The following is a 15,985-nucleotide window of genomic DNA, read 5'->3' on the forward strand; positions in this document are numbered from 1 at the left end:
GCCCCGCGGGGCACTAGGAGGCTCGGATGGACGTCGGTGTTGATGTCGGGACGACGGTCACCAAGGCCGTCGTGTTCGACGACGAGGGCCGGCAGGTCGCCGAGGCGTCCCGCCCGACCAGGCTGGTCCGGCCGGGCCCGGGCCGGTTCGAGCACGACACCGACGAGATCGTTGCCTCGGTCAACGAAGTGCTGCGCGAGCTCGCCTCGAAGTGGGGCGCCCACTCGGCCTCGTCCGGGCACGCGCAACCAGCCTCGTCCGGGGACGCACAACCAGGCTCGTCCGGGGCGACGCGGCCCGGGGTGCTGGCCATCACCGCTCAGGGTGACGGGCTTTGGCTGGTGGACGCGGACGGCCGTCCGGTGCGGCCGGCGATTTCCTGGCTGGACGCGCGGAGCAGTCCGATCCTCGAGCGCTGGACGTCCGAGGGTGTCGCCGACAACGTTTTCCGGCGCTCCGGAAACCGGATGTTCCCTGGTGCTTCCGGCCCGCTGCTGGCCGCAGTACTGGCTGAGGAGCCTGAGGTGCTGGGGCGCGCGCAGACGGCGGCGTACTGCAAGGACGTGGTGATGCAGCGGCTGACCGGCGTTCGTGCGACCGATGTCTCCGATGCGTCCGCGCCTTTCTTGGATCCCCGGACCGGGCAGTACGACGCCGATGCCCTGGCTGCGTGTGGGTTGGGGGAGTGGCAGCACTTGCTGGCTCCGGTGGAGGTCGGGCCGGTTGGCGAGCTGAGAGATGCCGGGACTGGTTTGGCCTTGGGGACAAGGGTTTCGTCCGGTCCGTACGATCTGCCTGCGGCTGCTACCGGCGCTGGTGTCACCGAGATCGGCGACGCGTTGCTGACAGTCGGTACGACGCTTGCCTGTCAGGTGGTCACGCAGGAGTTGCCGGTCGACGGCGAGCCCGCCGGTTTGTTCCTGGGGACGTGGACGCCCGGTACCTGGTTGCGGGCGATGCCTGCCATGGTCGGTACGGCGGCGCTCGATCGCGTGCTCGCACTTGTCGGGCTCGGAACCGACCAGTTGGCCGGGTTGTTGGCGGAGAGCCCGGCCGGTGCTCGCGGCGTGACTGTCCTGCCGTATCTGTCCGAGGCGGGCGAGCGGGCGCCATTCGTGGATACCCGGGCGCGCGGGACGTTCGACGGGATCGATCTGTCCACCACGCAGGCGGATCTGGTCCGGGCGACCTGCGAGGGGATCGCGTACGCCGCCCGGCATTGCCTGGAGGCGGCCGGGTGGTCGGGGCGCGTGACCGTCTGCGGAGGCGGCGCCCGCAGTACCGAATGGACGCAGATCCTTGCGGACGTGCTCAACAGCCCACTGCACACGACCGAAGCGTCGCAGGTCGCCGCACGAGGGGCCGTGATCGGCGCCCGGCGCGCTGCCGATCCGGACAGCACCGGACCCGAGTGGATCGCGGAGACCCGGCAGATCGATCCCGACCCGGCCCGCGCCGCCTTCTACGACGAGGGGTACGCCCACTACCTGCGGCGGGTCGAGCTCGCTCGCCCGCGGTGGGCCGACCCGGCGCCTCGCTGAGACCTGAAGCCCTGCACAGATGAGACCAGGAGTCCGATGAGAACCGTCCCCACGCTGCTTGCCGGAGACCACTTCGTCCGCAACGAACTGCTCGCAGCCGAACTCGGCAAGCTGCCCGAGGTCTCCTTCGACTTCCGCGAAGTCACCCTGCCGTGGCCGCTCACGCCGTACGGACGAGTGGCCGAGGTGGACGAGGCCAGTGACGCCGAGGACGAGTTGATCGCGGCGCTGCCGGGGATCGAGGTGGCCGTCACGCAGATGGGCCCGTTCACCGAGCGAGTGCTCGACGCGGCGCCCGACCTGCGGTTCCTGGTCTGCTGCCGTGGGGGTCCCGTGAACGTGAACGTGCCTGCGGCAACCAAGCGCGGGATCATCGTGTCGTCCACGCCCGGCCGCAACGCCGGTGCCGCCGCCGAACACGCGGTCACGTTGATGTTGGGTGCCCTGCGCAACCTTCCTCGGCTGCAACGCACGCTGGAGGATGGACAGTGGCGCAGCGATCTCTATGCGTACGACGAGTGCGGAGGTGAGCTGGACGGCGCGACGGTTGGGTTGATCGGCTTCGGCGCCATCGGCCGCAGGGTCGCCCGGGTGATGCTCGCCTTCGGTGCGCGGGTGTTGGTGAATGACCCCTTCATCACCGCCGCGCCGGAAGGGATCGAGCTGACCGGGCTCGAGGAGCTGCTGCGGCGCTCCGATGTGGTCAGCTTGCATGCTCGGCTGACGGAGGAGACTCGGGGCATGATCGGAGCAGACCAACTGGCGCTGATGCCGAGAGGTGGCGTACTGGTCAACACTGCTCGTGGCGGGCTGCTCGACTACGACGCGACCGTCGACGCGCTCGAGTCGGGGCAACTGAGCGCGGCCGCCTTCGACGTGTTCCCGACGGAGCCGCTGCCGGCCGGCTCACGGTTGCTGACGGCGCCTAATGTCGTGATGACCCCGCATCTGGCCGGCGCCACCCGGCAGACCGCGCATCGCGCGGGATCGATCGCTGCCGAAGCGGTGGCCGCCTACCTCGCGGGCCGTGACCCCGTCGGCAAGGTGGCTTGATGAATCGGCCTGGGCACTGGTGACTTCATGAAGTTGGCGACCTCCGACACCTGGGTCGAACTGCTCCTGCTGCTGATCGCGTTCGTGCTGTCGATGCTGATCGGCGTCGAGCGGCAGATCCGGCAGAAGAGCGCCGGTGTCCGTACCCACACGCTCGTCGGCACCGGCGCCGCGGTCTTCACGCTGGTGTCCGGTTTCGGCTTCTCGAACGTGCTCGGCTCCGAGGTGAATCTGGATCCGTCCCGGATCGCGGCCCAGGTCGTGTCCGGCGTCGGCTTCCTCGGCGCGGGCGTGATCTTCATGCGCCGCGACGTGGTGCGCGGGCTGACCACCGCGGCGACGATCTGGATGACCGCCGCGATCGGGATGGCTTGTGGCGCGGGGATGCCGGTGCTCGCGGTGGCGGCGACCGCCCTCCACCTCGTTGCCGTCGGCCCCTTCAGTCGCTTGACCCGGCGCCTGCCGTCGCCGGACCGCCGCAAGATCGTCACCGTCCGGTATCTCGACGGCGCCGGCGTCCTGCGGGAGATCCTGCACACCGCGAGTTCGATGGGCTTCGAGGCCTCCGTCCTGGGGACGGAGGAGCACCGAGAAGGTGGCCAGCAGCAGGTGCGGGCCGCGATGCGGTTCACCGGGCGGGCGCCGCTGCAGACTCTGGTGCTGGCTCTGGATGAACTCGAAGGCGTCACCGGGGTTCGGTTGCGCGACGATGACGACGACTGATGTGATTTCGGCGAGAAAATAACAGGAATTCTCTATACGAAACCACTCTATGGTGATAATTTCACGGCGTGCGTACTGCGGATGTCAATGAGCTCCTGGCTCTCGCCGTGACTCTCGCGACGGCCGCGGGGGCCGAGTTGCTGGCCAGGCAGACAGCCTTCAGCATCGACGGACCCGCTGTGGAGACCAAGAGCTCGGCCAGCGATCCTGTCACCGCGGCCGATCGGGCGTCCGAGAAGCTGATCACCGACGGTCTGGCCGCGGCTCGGCCCGAGGACGGGCTGCTGGGTGAGGAGGGCGCCGCGAAGCCGTCGGTCTCCGGCATCACCTGGGTGATCGATCCGCTCGACGGGACGGTGAATTACCTCTACGGCCGTCCCGATTGGGCGGTCAGCATCGCGGCGGAGGACGACGCTGGCGCGCTGGTCGGGGTCGTGCACCAACCGAGGACCGGCCTCACCTGGCAGGCCGTTCGCGACGGCGGGGCCACGCGGAACGGCGTACGGCTGGAGGTTCGGGAGTCGCGCGGACCGGCGGCCGCCCTGGTGAGCACCGGGTTCTCGTATCTGGCGGAGCGGAGAGCTGAGCAGGCGGAGTATCTGCGGCGGGTGCTGCCCGCCGTCCGGGATCTGCGGCGCGGTGGATCGGCCGCCCTGGACCTGTGCGCGGTCGCCGACGGCACCGTCGACGCGTACTACGAGCACGTGATCCAGCGATGGGACGTCGCGGCCGGTGGGCTGGTCGCGCGGGAGGCCGGGGCGCAGACCGTCGGTGGTCCAGGCACCCCGCTGCCGGACGGCGTACTGGCGGCTTCGCCCGCGCTCGCCGACGCGTTGCTCGACCTGCTCGAACCGTGGCCCAGCCTGTGAGGAGGTTGTCGTGACCGCTCTCGACCTACCGGTCCGGACTCATCCGGACGAACGACGACAAGTTGCCAGCGGCAACCAGGAGCAGCGTCGGCGCCGCCGCCGGGAGTACCGGCTGTTCGCGTTGCTGGTGGCACCGAACCTGCTGGTGATCGCGGCGTTCGCGTACTGGCCGATCCTCTACAACGCGTTCCTCAGCCTGACCGACTGGAACATGATCGCGGCCCGGCCGACCTTCGTCGGGCTGGCCAACTACGCCAACATCCTCACCGATCCCGCCTTCCACAAGACGCTGTGGATCACGCTCGTGTTCACCGGCCTGATCGTGGCCGGCAGCCTGGTGATCGGGCTGGCGCTGGCTCTGCTGTTCAACCAGCCGCTGAAGGGACGCGGCGTGGTCCGGACGATCTCGTTCGCGCCGCACATCCTCTCCGGTGCTGCCGTCGCGACGATCTGGCTGTTCATCTTCGATCCCGGATACGGACTGCTGCGCGCGCTGATCGAGCCGTTCGGCGCCGAGCCGCCGGACTGGATGAACAACTCCGACTGGGCGCTGCCCGGGCTGGTGATCGTCTACCTGTGGAAGAACGTCGGCTTCACGGCACTGATCTACCTGGCCGGCCTGCAAGGGTTGCCGAAGGACCTCGACGAGGCGGCGGCGATCGACGGGGCGGGGACCTGGACCAGGTTCCGGCGGATCAAGTTGCCGCTGCTCGCGCCGATCACGTTCTTCCTGCTGATCACCACGGTGATCGGCACGTTCCAGGCCTTCGACGTGATCGCGGTGATGACCGGCGGTGGTCCGGGCGACGCCACCACCACGCTGAGCTGGTCGATCTACAACGAAGGCTTCCAGGCGTTCAACGCCGGCCGCGCGGCGACCTTGTCGATCATCATGTTCGTCATCCTGCTGATCGTCACCGCCGTGCAGGCCCGGGTGATGGAGAGGCGGGTGCACTACAAATGAGCCGCTGGGGCACGAGGCCGCTGCAGTACGTCGTACTGGTCGGGGTCGCCGCGATCTTCCTGGCTCCGCTGTACTGGTTGATCAGTACGGCGCTGAAGCAGCCGGCCGACATCTACCAGTGGCCGCCGGCCTGGTGGCCGCACGACCTGACCTGGGAGAACTTCTCGCTGGCCTGGAAGGCGGCTCCCTTCGACCGGTTCTTCCTCAACTCCACGATCATCACGCTGGTCGGCACCGCGGCGAAGGTGGCCAACGCCGTCCTGACCGCGTATGCCTTTGCCTACTTGAGGTTTCCGTTCAAGAAGGTGCTGTTCACTTTGGTGCTCGGGGCAATGATGGTGCCGGGACACGTCACGTTGCTCCCGAACTACCTGACCGTGGCGTCGCTCGGCTGGATCAACACGTACGCCGGGTTGATCGTGCCCGGGATCGGTTCGGCGTTCGCCACCTTCCTGATGCGCCAGCACTTCCTCACCTTGCCGTCGGAGGTGACGGATGCGGCCGCGGTCGACGGAGCCGGCCATCTGCGGACGCTCTGGCGAGTGGTGCTGCCGATGTCACAGCCGATGCTGATCACGGTCGTCGTGATCACGGCGGTGGAGGAGTGGAACAACTTCGTCTGGCCGCTGATCGTGACGAACACCGCCGACATGCGCACGCTGCCGGTCGGCCTGCTGATCCTGAAGGACGAAGAAGGGCTGGCCAACTGGGGCACGATCATGGCCGGCACCTTGCTGGTTCTCGCGCCGATGCTGCTGATCTTCCTGGTGGCGCAGCGCTACATCGTCGGGGGCATTACTCAGGGAGCGTTGAAAGGATGAGGCGTCGCGCGTTCTTGGGGCTGGCCGCCGCCGGGTCCCTGGCCGGGTGTGGGTACCGGTCGGTCGATGCGGAGTACGAGCAGCCGGCGGGCGCAGTACCGAAGCAGTACGCCCGGCGGACGCGGGTCGTCTTCTGGTCGTCGTACGGCGGGGCGAACGGGAAGGCGATCGGCAAGCTCGTTGCCAAGTTCAACGAGTCGCAGCAGGACGTCTATGTCGAGGCGCAGTTCCAGGGCAGCTACGACGACGTCGCCCAGAAGGTGGCTGCCTCGTTGATCGCGCGGCAGGCGCCCGACATCGCAGTACTGTCGGACGTCACCTGGGAGCGGTTCTATCTCAACGATGCGCTGGAGCCGTTGAACGGGTACTTCACCGACGGGTTCGGGCCGGCTGTCTATCAGCAGAAGCTGTTCGGCGAGTATGTGGTGAAGGGGCAGAGTTGGTGCGTGCCGTTCGCCCGTTCGACGCCGATTCTGTACTTCAACCGGGATGCTTTTGCCAAGGCCGGACTGCCGGACCGGGCACCGCGGACCTGGAGTGAGCTGCGGTCCTGGGGGCCGGAGTTGGCTCGCGTTCAGGCGGGCGGACGGTCGTTGCGGAGTCTTGCGCTGGCGAAGGTCGACGGGGACTGGCAGTTCCAGGGGAACGTGTGGCAGTTCGGTGGGGCCTACTCGAACGGGCTCGACGTGACGATCGACCAGGACGGCGCGGTCGCGGCCGGGGAGTGGCAGCGGCGGATGGTGCACGACGACGGCTTTGCCTACATGGCGAACAGCGCGATGACGGACTTCGCGAACGGGCTGGTCGCGATGGTGCAGGACTCGACCGGTGGGTTGAAGAGCGCGATGAGCAAGGCGAAGTTCAAGGTGGGCGCGGGGTTCGTGCCGTCTGAGGTGGCGGCCGGGATCGCTACCGGTGGTGGCGGGATCGGGATGCTGCGAAACGCTTCTCCTGAACGCAAGCAGGCGGCCGCCGCGTTTCTCGCCTTCCTGGCGCGGCCGGAGAACTCGGCCTGGTGGACGACGCAGACCGGGTACCTGCCGGTGGTGAACGCGGCGCGGGAGGACCCGGCACTGAAGAAGCTGATCGCCGACGAGCCCAACTACGGGGTCGCGATCGAGCAACTGACGAATGCCCGCAAGCAGGACGCGATCCGGCTCTTCGGGCGGAACTCCAATGTGGTCATCTACACGGGGCTGCAGCAGATCTACGCCGACAACGCGTCGCCGCGCAAGGTGTTCGGCGCGGTCGCGCGGCGGCTCGAGGCGATCGGCGACGAGGTCCGGCGCCAGTACGAGGAGAAGGTGCTTTGATCATCACCGGCCATCGCGGCGCGCTCGGAACCGAGCCGGAGAACACGCTGCGATCCTTCCGTCGCGCGGTCGCCGACGGCTGCGACGAGATCGAGCTCGATCTGCGGGTCAGCGCGGACGGCGAACTGGTGGTGATCCACGACGCCACCGTCAACCGCACGACCGACGGCATCGGCTCGGTCGAGGAGCTCACCCTTGCTCAGTTGCGTGCGCTGGATGCGGGCCTCGGCGAGGTGATTCCCACCTGGGCCGAGACGGTCGCCGCGGTACCGATCCGTTTCCAGGCGGAGATCAAGGCGCCTGCCGCGGTTCCTCTCCTGGTCGAGTCGCTCGAAGCCGACCCGGACCTGGCCGCCCGCACCCTGATCACCTCGTCGCAGTCGGAGGTCCTGCTCGCCGTACGCCGCCTGCGCCCCACCGCCGACACGGGTCTCATCCTCGGCCGCACTCCACCCATCCCCGACGTCATCACCCTCTGCCAGGACGCCCAGGCCACCACCGCCCTCTGCGGTATCAAAGGCCTCACCCCCGAAGGCGTGGCCACCCTGCACGCCCACGGCCTGACCGTCACCGCCTGGCCCGTCCCCGACCCCGACACGCTCACCCGTGCCATCGCCCTAGGCGTGGACGGCATCACCACAGACCACCCCGACCGTCTACTGGCTCCCACCCACACCTAGCTCCCGTCTTGATGTGCAAAATTGTTCTTACATAGACGACAAATGTGTGATTGCCTTGGAGTATGAGCATCAGCATCGGTGTGGTCGGCGCCGGCCAATTCGCCCCTTCGTTCCTGCGGTTGTGGACCGCGCACCCGGACGTCTCGTCGGTCAGGCTGACCGACGTGCTGCCGGATCGGACCGCCGAGATGGCAGCCCAGCAAGGCATCGCGGTCACCTACCAGTCGTTCGAGGAGATGCTCGAGTCCGACGTCGACGCGGTCGCGATCTTCACGCAGCGCTGGTTCCACGGCGAGATGGCGATCCGCGCGCTGGAAGCCGGCAAGCACGTGTACTCGACCGTCCCGATGGCGATCGAGGCCGACCAGATCGCCCGCATCATCGAGCTGGTCAAGGAGACCGGCCTGACGTACATGATGGGCGAGACGAGCTACTACTACCCGTCCTCGGTCTACTGCCGCGACAAGCTCGCCAAGGGTGAGTTCGGCCGGGTCTTCTACTGCGAGGGCGACTACGTCCACGACATGGATCTCGGCTTCTACGCGGCGTACCAGTACTCCGGTGGCGAGGACTGGAAGAAGACCGCGTCGTTCCCGCCCATGCTGTACCCGACACATGCCGTCGGCAACGTTCTGTCCGTGACGGGGCAGCACGCCACGCACGTGTCCTGCATCGGGGTGAAGGACGACCGTGGCGACGGAGTGTTCGACAAGGAGATCAGCCAGTTCGACAACGACTTCAGCAACGCGACCGCGCTGTTCAAGCTCGCCGACGGCGGCATCATGCGGACCAACGAGATGCGCCGCGTCGGCTACCCGTCGCACCTGCGCGAGTCCCGGCTACGCGTCTTCGGCACCGAGGGCAGCTTCGAGCAGCTCGCCACGACGACCGTGTGGCAGACCAAGGAGGGCGTCGAGGACATCAGCGCGCTGATGGAGACGAAGCCCAGCAGCTCGCTGGACGACGCCGACCTCGCGAATGTCGACCCGGCCCTGCGCGACGCCTTCCGCTCGGGCCTGTCACCCGTGCACGACCGCAGCCGCCTGCCTGCGGAGTACGACGGTATGCACAACGGCCACGAGGGTTCGCACCACTTCCTCGCCGACGACTTCGTCCGCGCGGTCGCCGACAAGACCCTCCCGCCGGTCAACGCCTGGGTCGCGGCCCGGTACACCCTCCCCGGCATCGTCGCCCACCAGTCCGCCCTGCAAGGCGGCGTACAGCTGGAGATTCCCGACCACGGCGACGCCCCCGCCTAACCTGTGCGCATGACTTCGACAGGGCTCACGACGTACGTCGGTCCGGCTGGTGACCACAACGACCGGGCCATGGCGGCGGTCCGGATCGTCGGCGAAGCGATGGCGCGACGACTGGGTGCCGAGCCGACAGTGATCGGTACGCCGGTGCCCAGCGATCCACAGTCGTGGGAGATCGAGCTGGAGCGGGCCCGTGGACCACTGGGCGAGCTGGCTGCCCGGATCGATGCGGTGATGGCCGACGGGCTGGTACCGGTGTCGGCCATCACCCGGTGCGCGGTGGCCCTCGCGACCCAGCCGGTCGTCGCCCGCCATCGACCGGATGCGGTCGTCGTTTGGCTCGATGCGCACGGCGACATCAACGTGCCCGGTGACACCACGACCGGCTTCCTCGGCGGGATGGCGCTGTCGGGACCGCTGGGTTGGTGGGACTCCGGCCTCGGTGCCGGTGTCGGGCACGCGGTGTTGGTGGGGTCCCGCGATCTGGACCCGTCCGAAGCGGAGCATGTGCGCTCGGGGCGGGTCGAGCTGGTCGAGGTCGGACCGGATCTCGGCGACCGGCTGGCGTCGGTGATCGCGGGGCGGCCGGTCTACTTCCATCTCGATTGCGACGTCCTCGAGCCCGGCCTGGTCCAGACCGACTACCAGGTGGCTCGTGGCCTGTCCCTGGAAGATCTCCACGCCTGTGCCGAGGCCGCCGCGCAGCACGAGGTCATCGGAGTCGAGGTCGGGGAGTTCGAGGGGGACGGCCGGGCGACGGCTGACGAGCTGATCGCCGCGCTGGATCCGCTCTTCGGTTCCTGATCAGGTCGTTGGCAGTTCACTGCGAGGGCCTTGCGGGTGGTTGGCGGCTGACATAGGAAGGACTTATGACTTCCCGCCCAGCTGTCCGTCGCTCCCGCCGCCGACTGGCGGCCGGCGTCGCGTTGTCCACGTCGCTCGCCATCGGCTCGGCCCTTGCCGGTACTGCGTCTGCTCAGCCGCCCGCCGGATCACCGGCCATCGCGGTGGCGTCTGTTGCTCAGGCGAGGCTGCCGCTCGGTCCGGCCGGCCTGCCGGAGACCAGGGACAGCCGGGTGTTGCAGTCGGGCGTCACCCTCACGACGATCGTGCGCGGTCAGGCGGATCCGAAGTCTGTCTGGACCGTCGAGGTGGCGATCCCGTCCAGTTCGCCTGATCCGGACGCCCCGGCCACCGCGATCTCCGACCGCGCGACGGCAGACGCGGCCGCCGCGCGACTGCGGGCCGCCGGACTGGAGCCACGGGTCGAGGACGTTCCGACGCCTCGACTTGCCGACGCGGGCGGCAATCTGCTGGGTTACCGGGTGCGGCTCGGATCGTTCGCGACCAAGGCCGAGGCCGAGGTGTTGCGGGCGAAGGTCGTCGCGGCCGGGCTCGGCGGGTCCAGCATCTTCACCGGCTGGGACGGTGAGCCGGACGACGTCAGCGGATCCACCGGTCCCTGGCACGTCCAGGTGCTCACCATCGACCCGAAGAAGTTCCGCGGTGGCCTCGACGCGTCGTACGGGATCGACATCGAGGCGCGCGAGACCACGAGCACGCTGGCCGCCCTGACCGGCGCGACAGCCGCGACCAACGCCGGCTTCTTCGTCCTGGATCCGAAGGCGGGCGCGCCTGGCGACCCGGCCGGCGTCGGTGTGTACGACGGTCGCCTGGTGAGCGAGCCGACCGCGGGTCGTCCCGCGCTGGTGATCCATGACAACGCCCGCGGTACGGCGGTCGAGCGCTTCCGCTGGCACGGCGAGGTCCGCGGGATCGGTCAGCCGCTTCCGCTCGACGGGCTCGACCGGGTGCCGGGGCTGATCCGCAACTGCGGTGGCACGGCCGACGACCTGCCCACCTCGAAGCCCTTGCACGACGTGACCTGCACGGACCCGGACGAACTGATCGCCTTCGACTCGGCGTACGCGGCCTCGACCCCGAGCGGACCCGGCGCAGAGGTCGTGCTCGACCGGCATGGCATGGTGACAGCAATCCGTACGACGACACGCGGCGGCGCGATCCCCGAGGGTGGCCGTACGGTTCAGGCCACCGGCAACCAGGTGCCGCTGCTCCTGGCTGCTGCGAAGCTCGGTCAGCGGCTGGTGATCCGCGCCGCGCTGACCGACGCCCGCGGTCACGACGTACGCCTCTCGCCGCACACGACCATCGTCAACGGCGGTCCCGAACTGGTCCGCAACGGTCACCTGCACGCGACTCCGGCCGCCGACGGCATGGCGCCCGCCGACAACCCGAGCTTCTACTACGGCTGGGTCCACAAGCGGAACCCGCGCACCTTCGCCGGCGTGGACGCGTTCGGTCGCACCGTCATCATCACCGCCGACGGTCGTTCGGAAGCCAGCCTCGGCCTGGGCATCGCCGAAACGGCCGCCGTCGCCAAGTCCTTCGGCCTCCGCAACGCCATCAACCTCGACGGCGGCGGCTCCACCACTATGGTTGCCAACGGCAACGTCCTCAACTCGCCCTCCGACGCCACCGGCGAGCGCCCCGTAGGCGACGCCCTGATCATCACCCCGACCCGCTAGCAGCGTGACGACGACCGCCGACGGGAAGCCTCAGGTAGTTGTGTTCACGGGGCTTCCCGGGACGGGGAAGTCGACGATGGCTGAGCAGGTGGCGCGTGATCTCGCAGCGCCGGCGTTCGCGGGCGACTGGCTGTTGGGTGCTCTCAAGCCGCACGGTGTGCTGGCCGGCTTGGAGCGCCCGACGTTTCTCGCCATGTACTACGACCTGCTGGCCACGTTGATGACCAGGCAGCTGATGCTCGGTCAGTCCGCAGTACTGGACTGCCTGATCAACGACGAGATCGCCGAGCGCTGGAGCCAAGTTGCCCAGCAGTACGGCGCTCGGCTGCTTGTCATCGAGTGCAGTTGCACGGACGAAGCTGAGCATCGCCGCCGCGTCGAGACGCGCCAGCGCAACATCCCCGGCTGGCACGAGGTCGACTGGGCCCACGTCGAGCGGATGAGACGCGAATACCCGCCACTCACCTTCACGCACCTAACGGTTGACGCTATTTACTCCATCGCCGACAACCACGAGAAGGTCCATCACTACCTGACCGATCCGCCGATGGCAGCTTCGACTTGACGGGCTATTCGTAGATTTTTCGGAGTCTGTGGGTCATGGAGTTTTCCAGGTGGTGGCGCATGGCGGCTTCGGCGGCGGTGGGGGTGCCGGTGGTGATGGCTTCGACGATCTGGCGGTGTTCGACCAGGACTTCGGGGCCGGTGTCGCGGTCGTAGTGCAGGCGGAAGATGTGCAGGTGGCAGTGGGTTCGCTCGAACGCGAGCCGGACCTGGTCGCTGCCGGAGAGGCTGGCGATCAACGTGTGGAAGCGGTTGTCGTGCGCGGTGAGCGACTTGTACCCGGCGTAGTCCACCGCCGTCGGCTCGACCGCGGTCGAGAGTTCGGCGCGGAGCCGGGTCCGGCCGGCGTCGTCGATGCGCTCGGCTGCCCGGCGCGCGGCCCATGGCTCCAGCAGTTGCCGGAACCGGTAGAGGTCGTCGAACTCCTCCAGCGTGAGCAACGGCGTCGCCCGATAGCCCTTCAGCGGTTCCTTGTCGGCAAGCCCTTCGGACTCCAGCCGGGCGAGCGCCTCGCGGACCGGCGTGGACGAGACCTGGAAGTCGCGGGCCAGGCCGTCGATCGAGATGCGCGCGCCGGGGCGGATGGTGTGGTCCATCAGCATCGTCTTGATCGCCTCGTACACGTCGTCGGCGAGCATCTGGCGCCGGAGCAGCCGGCGATCCTGCGGCTCCACGGTCTCCGTCATCGCATTCTCCAGGATCGCTCCACGGACTGGTCGCGCCCTTGACCCCGCCCGCTCTGTTCGGCAGGGTGGCACTGTAATCATGCATCATGCACGATTCGGCACCGGACAGCTACCGGGAGGCGCCCGCGATGGTGAGATTCGACGAGATCGGTGTGCTGCCCGAGCCCGGCGACAACGTCGCGATCTGTTCTCGCCGGCTGGAGCAAGGCACCGTCGTCGACTTCGCCGGTACTCCGGTGACGCTGCCGCACACGGTCCTCGAAGGCCACCGGATCGTCGCCCGCCCGATCGCGGCCGGTGAGGCGTTGCTGTCCTGGCACACCCCGTTCGCCCGCGCCCGCCGCGACCTCTCGATAGGCGACTACGTCTGTACGCCGACCAGCCTGGCCGCGGTGTCGGCAAGAGGTGTCGAAGGGTTGCCGAGTGAGCCGTCGGCCGACAACGAGCCACTGGATCCGTACGAGCTGGACGAGAACGCCCTCAACTTCGGCCAGCAGGTCACCTCGGTGGAGCAGCCGGGCACCTTCCTCGGCTACCCCCGCGACCAAGGCCCGGCCGGCACCCGCAACCACGTAGTGCTGCTCGCCACGAGCTCCCGCAGCAGCGGCTTCGTCACCGAACTCGCCAAGCGGTTCGCGGGGGCCAACGGGCTCGCCGGCGCCGAGGGGTTTGACGGGACCGAGCGGTTGGCCGGGGCCAAGCGGTTCGCCGGGGCCGAGGGGTTTGACGGGGCCGAGGGGTTTGACGGGGTGGTGCCGGTCGCGCACACCGAAGGTGGCGAGGAGGGAACGCCGAACAACCTGCAGATCCTGCTGGCGACACTGACCGGGTTCGCGCTGAACCCGAATGTCGGCGCGGTGCTGATCGTCGACACCGAGGACGATCTCGTGTCGGGGCAGGCGATCCGGGACTTCATGGCCGAGCAGGGCTACCCGCCGATCCGGGTGCCGCACGCGTACTTCACCCGGCAGGGCGGATTCGAGCACGACCTCACTCAAGCGGCCGAGCTCGTGAAGCCCTGGCTGCCGATCGTGGCGGCGCAGCGACGGCAGGAGGTTCCGCTGGCGGATCTGTGGATCGGCCTGCAGTGCGGCGGATCGGACGCGTTCTCCGGTGTGAGTGCGAACCCGCTGTCCGGAGCCGTCGCGCGCGAGGTGATCCGGCACGGCGGTGTCGCAGTACTGGCTGAGACCGACGAACTGATCGGTGCGGAAGGCTACGTACTCAAGAACGTCCGTGATCTCTCGACCGCTCGCAGGTTCTTGCGGACCGTGCAGTCGTTCAAGGAGCGGGTCGGTTGGCACGGTCACACCGCGGAGGGGAATCCGTCCGGCGGCAATGTGTACCGCGGTCTGTACAACATCGTGCTCAAGTCCGTCGGCGCCGCCCGCAAGCTCGATCGTGAGGTGCGGCTCGACCATGTCATCGACTACGCCGAACCGATGCCCGGCCACGGGTTCGTCTTCATGGACAGTCCGGGCAACGACCTGGAGTCCGTCGCCGGGCAGGTCGCCAGCGGCTGCAACCTGATCTTCTTCACCACCGGAAACGGCTCGATCACCAATTTTCCGTTCGTGCCGACGATCAAGTTCGTCACCACCTCGACCCGGTACGAGTTGCTGCACGCCGAGATGGACGTGGACGCGGGCCGCTACCTGACCGGTACGCCGATGGACGAGTTGACCGCGGAGACGTTCGAGCTGACCGTCCGGGTGGCGTCGGGTGAGCCGAGTGCGGGGGAGCGGGCCGGCCACAGCCAGGTGTCGATCTGGCGCAACTGGCGGCAGAGCGGACCCCGCGAAGGCATCTCGATCACCACCGACGGCCGTACGTCGCGCAAACTTGCCGACCTCCCCGCCGAAGACCGCGACGCCCCCCTCCCGGCAAAACCGCTAACGTTTTCCGCCCCGCAGGCAATAGAACCCATGCGCGTGACGCTGTTGGAGGCAGACGGAAAACGTGTGCCTGAGCAGGTCGGGTTGATTCTGCCGACCAGCCTGTGTTCGGGGCAGATCGCGCTCAGACTTGCGGAAACGGCGGAAACCGAACGGTGGGCCGGGGACGCCGTGACCAGGATGGTCGCATTGCCGCACACCGAGGGGTGTGGATCGAGCGGCGGCGCCTCCGAGGAGACGTTCGCGCGGACGATGCTCGGCTACCTCCTGCACCCGAACGTCCGGATGGCGCTGTTGCTCGAACACGGCTGCGAGAAGACCCACAACGACTACTTCCGGTCCCGCCTGGTCGAGGCCGGTGCCGATCCCGCCCGTTTCGGCTGGGCGAGCATCCAGGCCGACGGCGGCCTCGACGCGGTCACGACGAGAGTCAAGGACTGGTTCGGCAGCTTCGACCTCCCGGCACCCGACGAGGTCGAAGGAAGCATCGGCGAGCTCACGGTAGGCCTCGAAGCCCGCGGTGACCTGAGCCCGGAAACCGCCGAGGCGATGGCTTTGATCGGCCGCGAGATCGTCGGCGCCGGCGGCTCGGTCGTGCTCTCCTCACGAGGCGCGCTGCTCGCCGACGAGAACTTCCGATCGGCCGCCTTCGGCTCGGCAACCACAGTGGAACCGACGATCGCGCACGGTCAGCGGTTCACCGCACCGGGCTGGCACGTGATGCGAATGCCGGGCACCGACTGGATGGAGACGGCGACCGGCTTCGGCGCCGGCGGCGTACAGCAGATCCTGGCGCACGTTGCCGGCGGCACCTTGTCGGCGCAGCGGTTCGTGCCGGTCGTCGAGATCAGCAGTGATCCGCCGACGGTCGCGAAGTACGGCGACGACCTGGATGCCGTCGCTCTCGGTGACGCCGCCGAACAAGCCCGAGCCGGCCTGGACGTGATCGCCGCGGTGGCGAGCCGCCGCCAAGTCCCGAAAGCAGTTGCTTCGGGCAACGTCGGCTTCCAGATCACCCGCGGTCTGCTCGGTACCTCGATGTGACAACCCCCAAATCGTGAGAGGCAGAACCTG

General features: G+C 68.4%; 14 protein-coding genes. 13 read left to right on the plus strand and 1 reads right to left on the minus strand.

Going from position 1 to position 15,985, the window contains the following annotated elements; translation table 11 throughout:
• Window positions 1-26 precede the first annotated feature (26 nt).
• The 12 genes from EV138_RS19485 (at window position 27) to EV138_RS19540 (ending at window position 12,331) form a co-directional block, all read left to right on the plus strand.
• Window positions 27-1,541, plus strand: coding sequence for an FGGY-family carbohydrate kinase (locus tag EV138_RS19485; protein ID WP_133980293.1), 1,515 nt, complete (start codon window positions 27-29; stop codon window positions 1,539-1,541).
• A gap of 36 nt (window positions 1,542-1,577) precedes the next feature.
• Window positions 1,578-2,594: a 2-hydroxyacid dehydrogenase gene (locus EV138_RS19490; RefSeq protein ID WP_133980294.1), complete on the plus strand. Its 1,017-nt coding sequence runs from the start codon at window positions 1,578-1,580 to the stop codon at window positions 2,592-2,594.
• Window positions 2,595-2,621: 27 nt separating this feature from the next.
• A complete protein-coding gene (locus tag EV138_RS19495; RefSeq protein WP_133980295.1) occupies window positions 2,622-3,317 on the plus strand; it encodes an MgtC/SapB family protein in 696 nt (231 codons plus the stop codon).
• 68 nt (window positions 3,318-3,385) lie between these two features.
• A complete protein-coding gene (locus EV138_RS19500) occupies window positions 3,386-4,186 on the plus strand; it encodes an inositol monophosphatase family protein (RefSeq protein ID WP_133980296.1) in 801 nt (266 codons plus the stop codon).
• Window positions 4,187-4,196: 10 nt separating this feature from the next.
• Window positions 4,197-5,150: a carbohydrate ABC transporter permease gene (locus tag EV138_RS19505; protein WP_238158234.1), complete on the plus strand. Its 954-nt coding sequence runs from the start codon at window positions 4,197-4,199 to the stop codon at window positions 5,148-5,150.
• Window positions 5,147-5,971, plus strand: a complete 825-nt coding sequence (locus EV138_RS19510; RefSeq protein WP_133980297.1) for a carbohydrate ABC transporter permease — start codon at window positions 5,147-5,149, stop codon at window positions 5,969-5,971. Before EV138_RS19505 ends, EV138_RS19510 begins: the two co-directional genes overlap by 4 nt.
• A complete protein-coding gene (locus EV138_RS19515) occupies window positions 5,968-7,284 on the plus strand; it encodes an ABC transporter substrate-binding protein (RefSeq protein ID WP_133980298.1) in 1,317 nt (438 codons plus the stop codon). Before EV138_RS19510 ends, EV138_RS19515 begins: the two co-directional genes overlap by 4 nt.
• Window positions 7,281-7,964: a glycerophosphodiester phosphodiesterase gene (locus tag EV138_RS19520; RefSeq protein ID WP_133980299.1), complete on the plus strand. Its 684-nt coding sequence runs from the start codon at window positions 7,281-7,283 to the stop codon at window positions 7,962-7,964. The genes EV138_RS19515 and EV138_RS19520 overlap by 4 nt, the downstream gene beginning before the upstream one ends.
• Before the next feature lie 62 nt (window positions 7,965-8,026).
• Window positions 8,027-9,223, plus strand: a complete 1,197-nt coding sequence (locus tag EV138_RS19525) for a Gfo/Idh/MocA family protein (RefSeq protein WP_133980300.1) — start codon at window positions 8,027-8,029, stop codon at window positions 9,221-9,223.
• 9 nt (window positions 9,224-9,232) lie between these two features.
• Window positions 9,233-10,024, plus strand: coding sequence for an arginase family protein (locus tag EV138_RS19530; protein ID WP_133980301.1), 792 nt, complete (start codon window positions 9,233-9,235; stop codon window positions 10,022-10,024).
• 65 nt (window positions 10,025-10,089) lie between these two features.
• Complete coding sequence (locus EV138_RS19535; protein ID WP_133980302.1) at window positions 10,090-11,766, plus strand: phosphodiester glycosidase family protein; 1,677 nt, start codon at window positions 10,090-10,092, stop codon at window positions 11,764-11,766.
• A 40-nt stretch (window positions 11,767-11,806) separates the two neighbouring features.
• Window positions 11,807-12,331: a P-loop nucleotide/nucleoside kinase family protein gene (locus EV138_RS19540; RefSeq protein ID WP_255513753.1), complete on the plus strand. Its 525-nt coding sequence runs from the start codon at window positions 11,807-11,809 to the stop codon at window positions 12,329-12,331.
• A gap of 4 nt (window positions 12,332-12,335) precedes the next feature.
• Here EV138_RS19540 and EV138_RS19545 read toward each other — a convergent pair whose 3' ends face one another.
• Window positions 12,336-13,016: a GntR family transcriptional regulator gene (locus EV138_RS19545; RefSeq protein ID WP_133980304.1), complete on the minus strand. Its 681-nt coding sequence runs from the start codon at window positions 13,014-13,016 to the stop codon at window positions 12,336-12,338.
• Window positions 13,017-13,102: 86 nt separating this feature from the next.
• Here EV138_RS19545 and EV138_RS19550 point away from each other — a divergent pair, with 86 nt between their 5' ends.
• Complete coding sequence (locus EV138_RS19550; RefSeq protein ID WP_133980305.1) at window positions 13,103-15,955, plus strand: UxaA family hydrolase; 2,853 nt, start codon at window positions 13,103-13,105, stop codon at window positions 15,953-15,955.
• The last annotated feature ends 30 nt before the right edge of the window (window positions 15,956-15,985 follow it).

This window comes from Kribbella voronezhensis (assembly GCF_004365175.1).
GTDB lineage: Bacteria > Actinomycetota > Actinomycetes > Propionibacteriales > Kribbellaceae > Kribbella > Kribbella voronezhensis.

Excerpts from the sequence above, each read along its gene's own strand:
- EV138_RS19530 (WP_133980301.1), top strand. The coding sequence starts at position 9,233 with ATGACTTCGACAGGGCTCACGACGTACGTCGGTCCGGCTGGTGACCAC.
- EV138_RS19490 (WP_133980294.1), top strand. The coding sequence starts at position 1,578 with ATGAGAACCGTCCCCACGCTGCTTGCCGGAGACCACTTCGTCCGCAAC.
- EV138_RS19550 (WP_133980305.1), top strand. The coding sequence starts at position 13,103 with ATGCACGATTCGGCACCGGACAGCTACCGGGAGGCGCCCGCGATGGTG.
- EV138_RS19545 (WP_133980304.1), bottom strand. The coding sequence starts at position 13,016 with ATGACGGAGACCGTGGAGCCGCAGGATCGCCGGCTGCTCCGGCGCCAG.
- EV138_RS19515 (WP_133980298.1), top strand. The coding sequence starts at position 5,968 with ATGAGGCGTCGCGCGTTCTTGGGGCTGGCCGCCGCCGGGTCCCTGGCC.
- EV138_RS19535 (WP_133980302.1), top strand. The coding sequence starts at position 10,090 with ATGACTTCCCGCCCAGCTGTCCGTCGCTCCCGCCGCCGACTGGCGGCC.
- EV138_RS19495 (WP_133980295.1), top strand. The coding sequence starts at position 2,622 with ATGAAGTTGGCGACCTCCGACACCTGGGTCGAACTGCTCCTGCTGCTG.
- EV138_RS19510 (WP_133980297.1), top strand. The coding sequence starts at position 5,147 with ATGAGCCGCTGGGGCACGAGGCCGCTGCAGTACGTCGTACTGGTCGGG.
- EV138_RS19485 (WP_133980293.1), top strand. The coding sequence starts at position 27 with ATGGACGTCGGTGTTGATGTCGGGACGACGGTCACCAAGGCCGTCGTG.
- EV138_RS19525 (WP_133980300.1), top strand. The coding sequence starts at position 8,027 with ATGAGCATCAGCATCGGTGTGGTCGGCGCCGGCCAATTCGCCCCTTCG.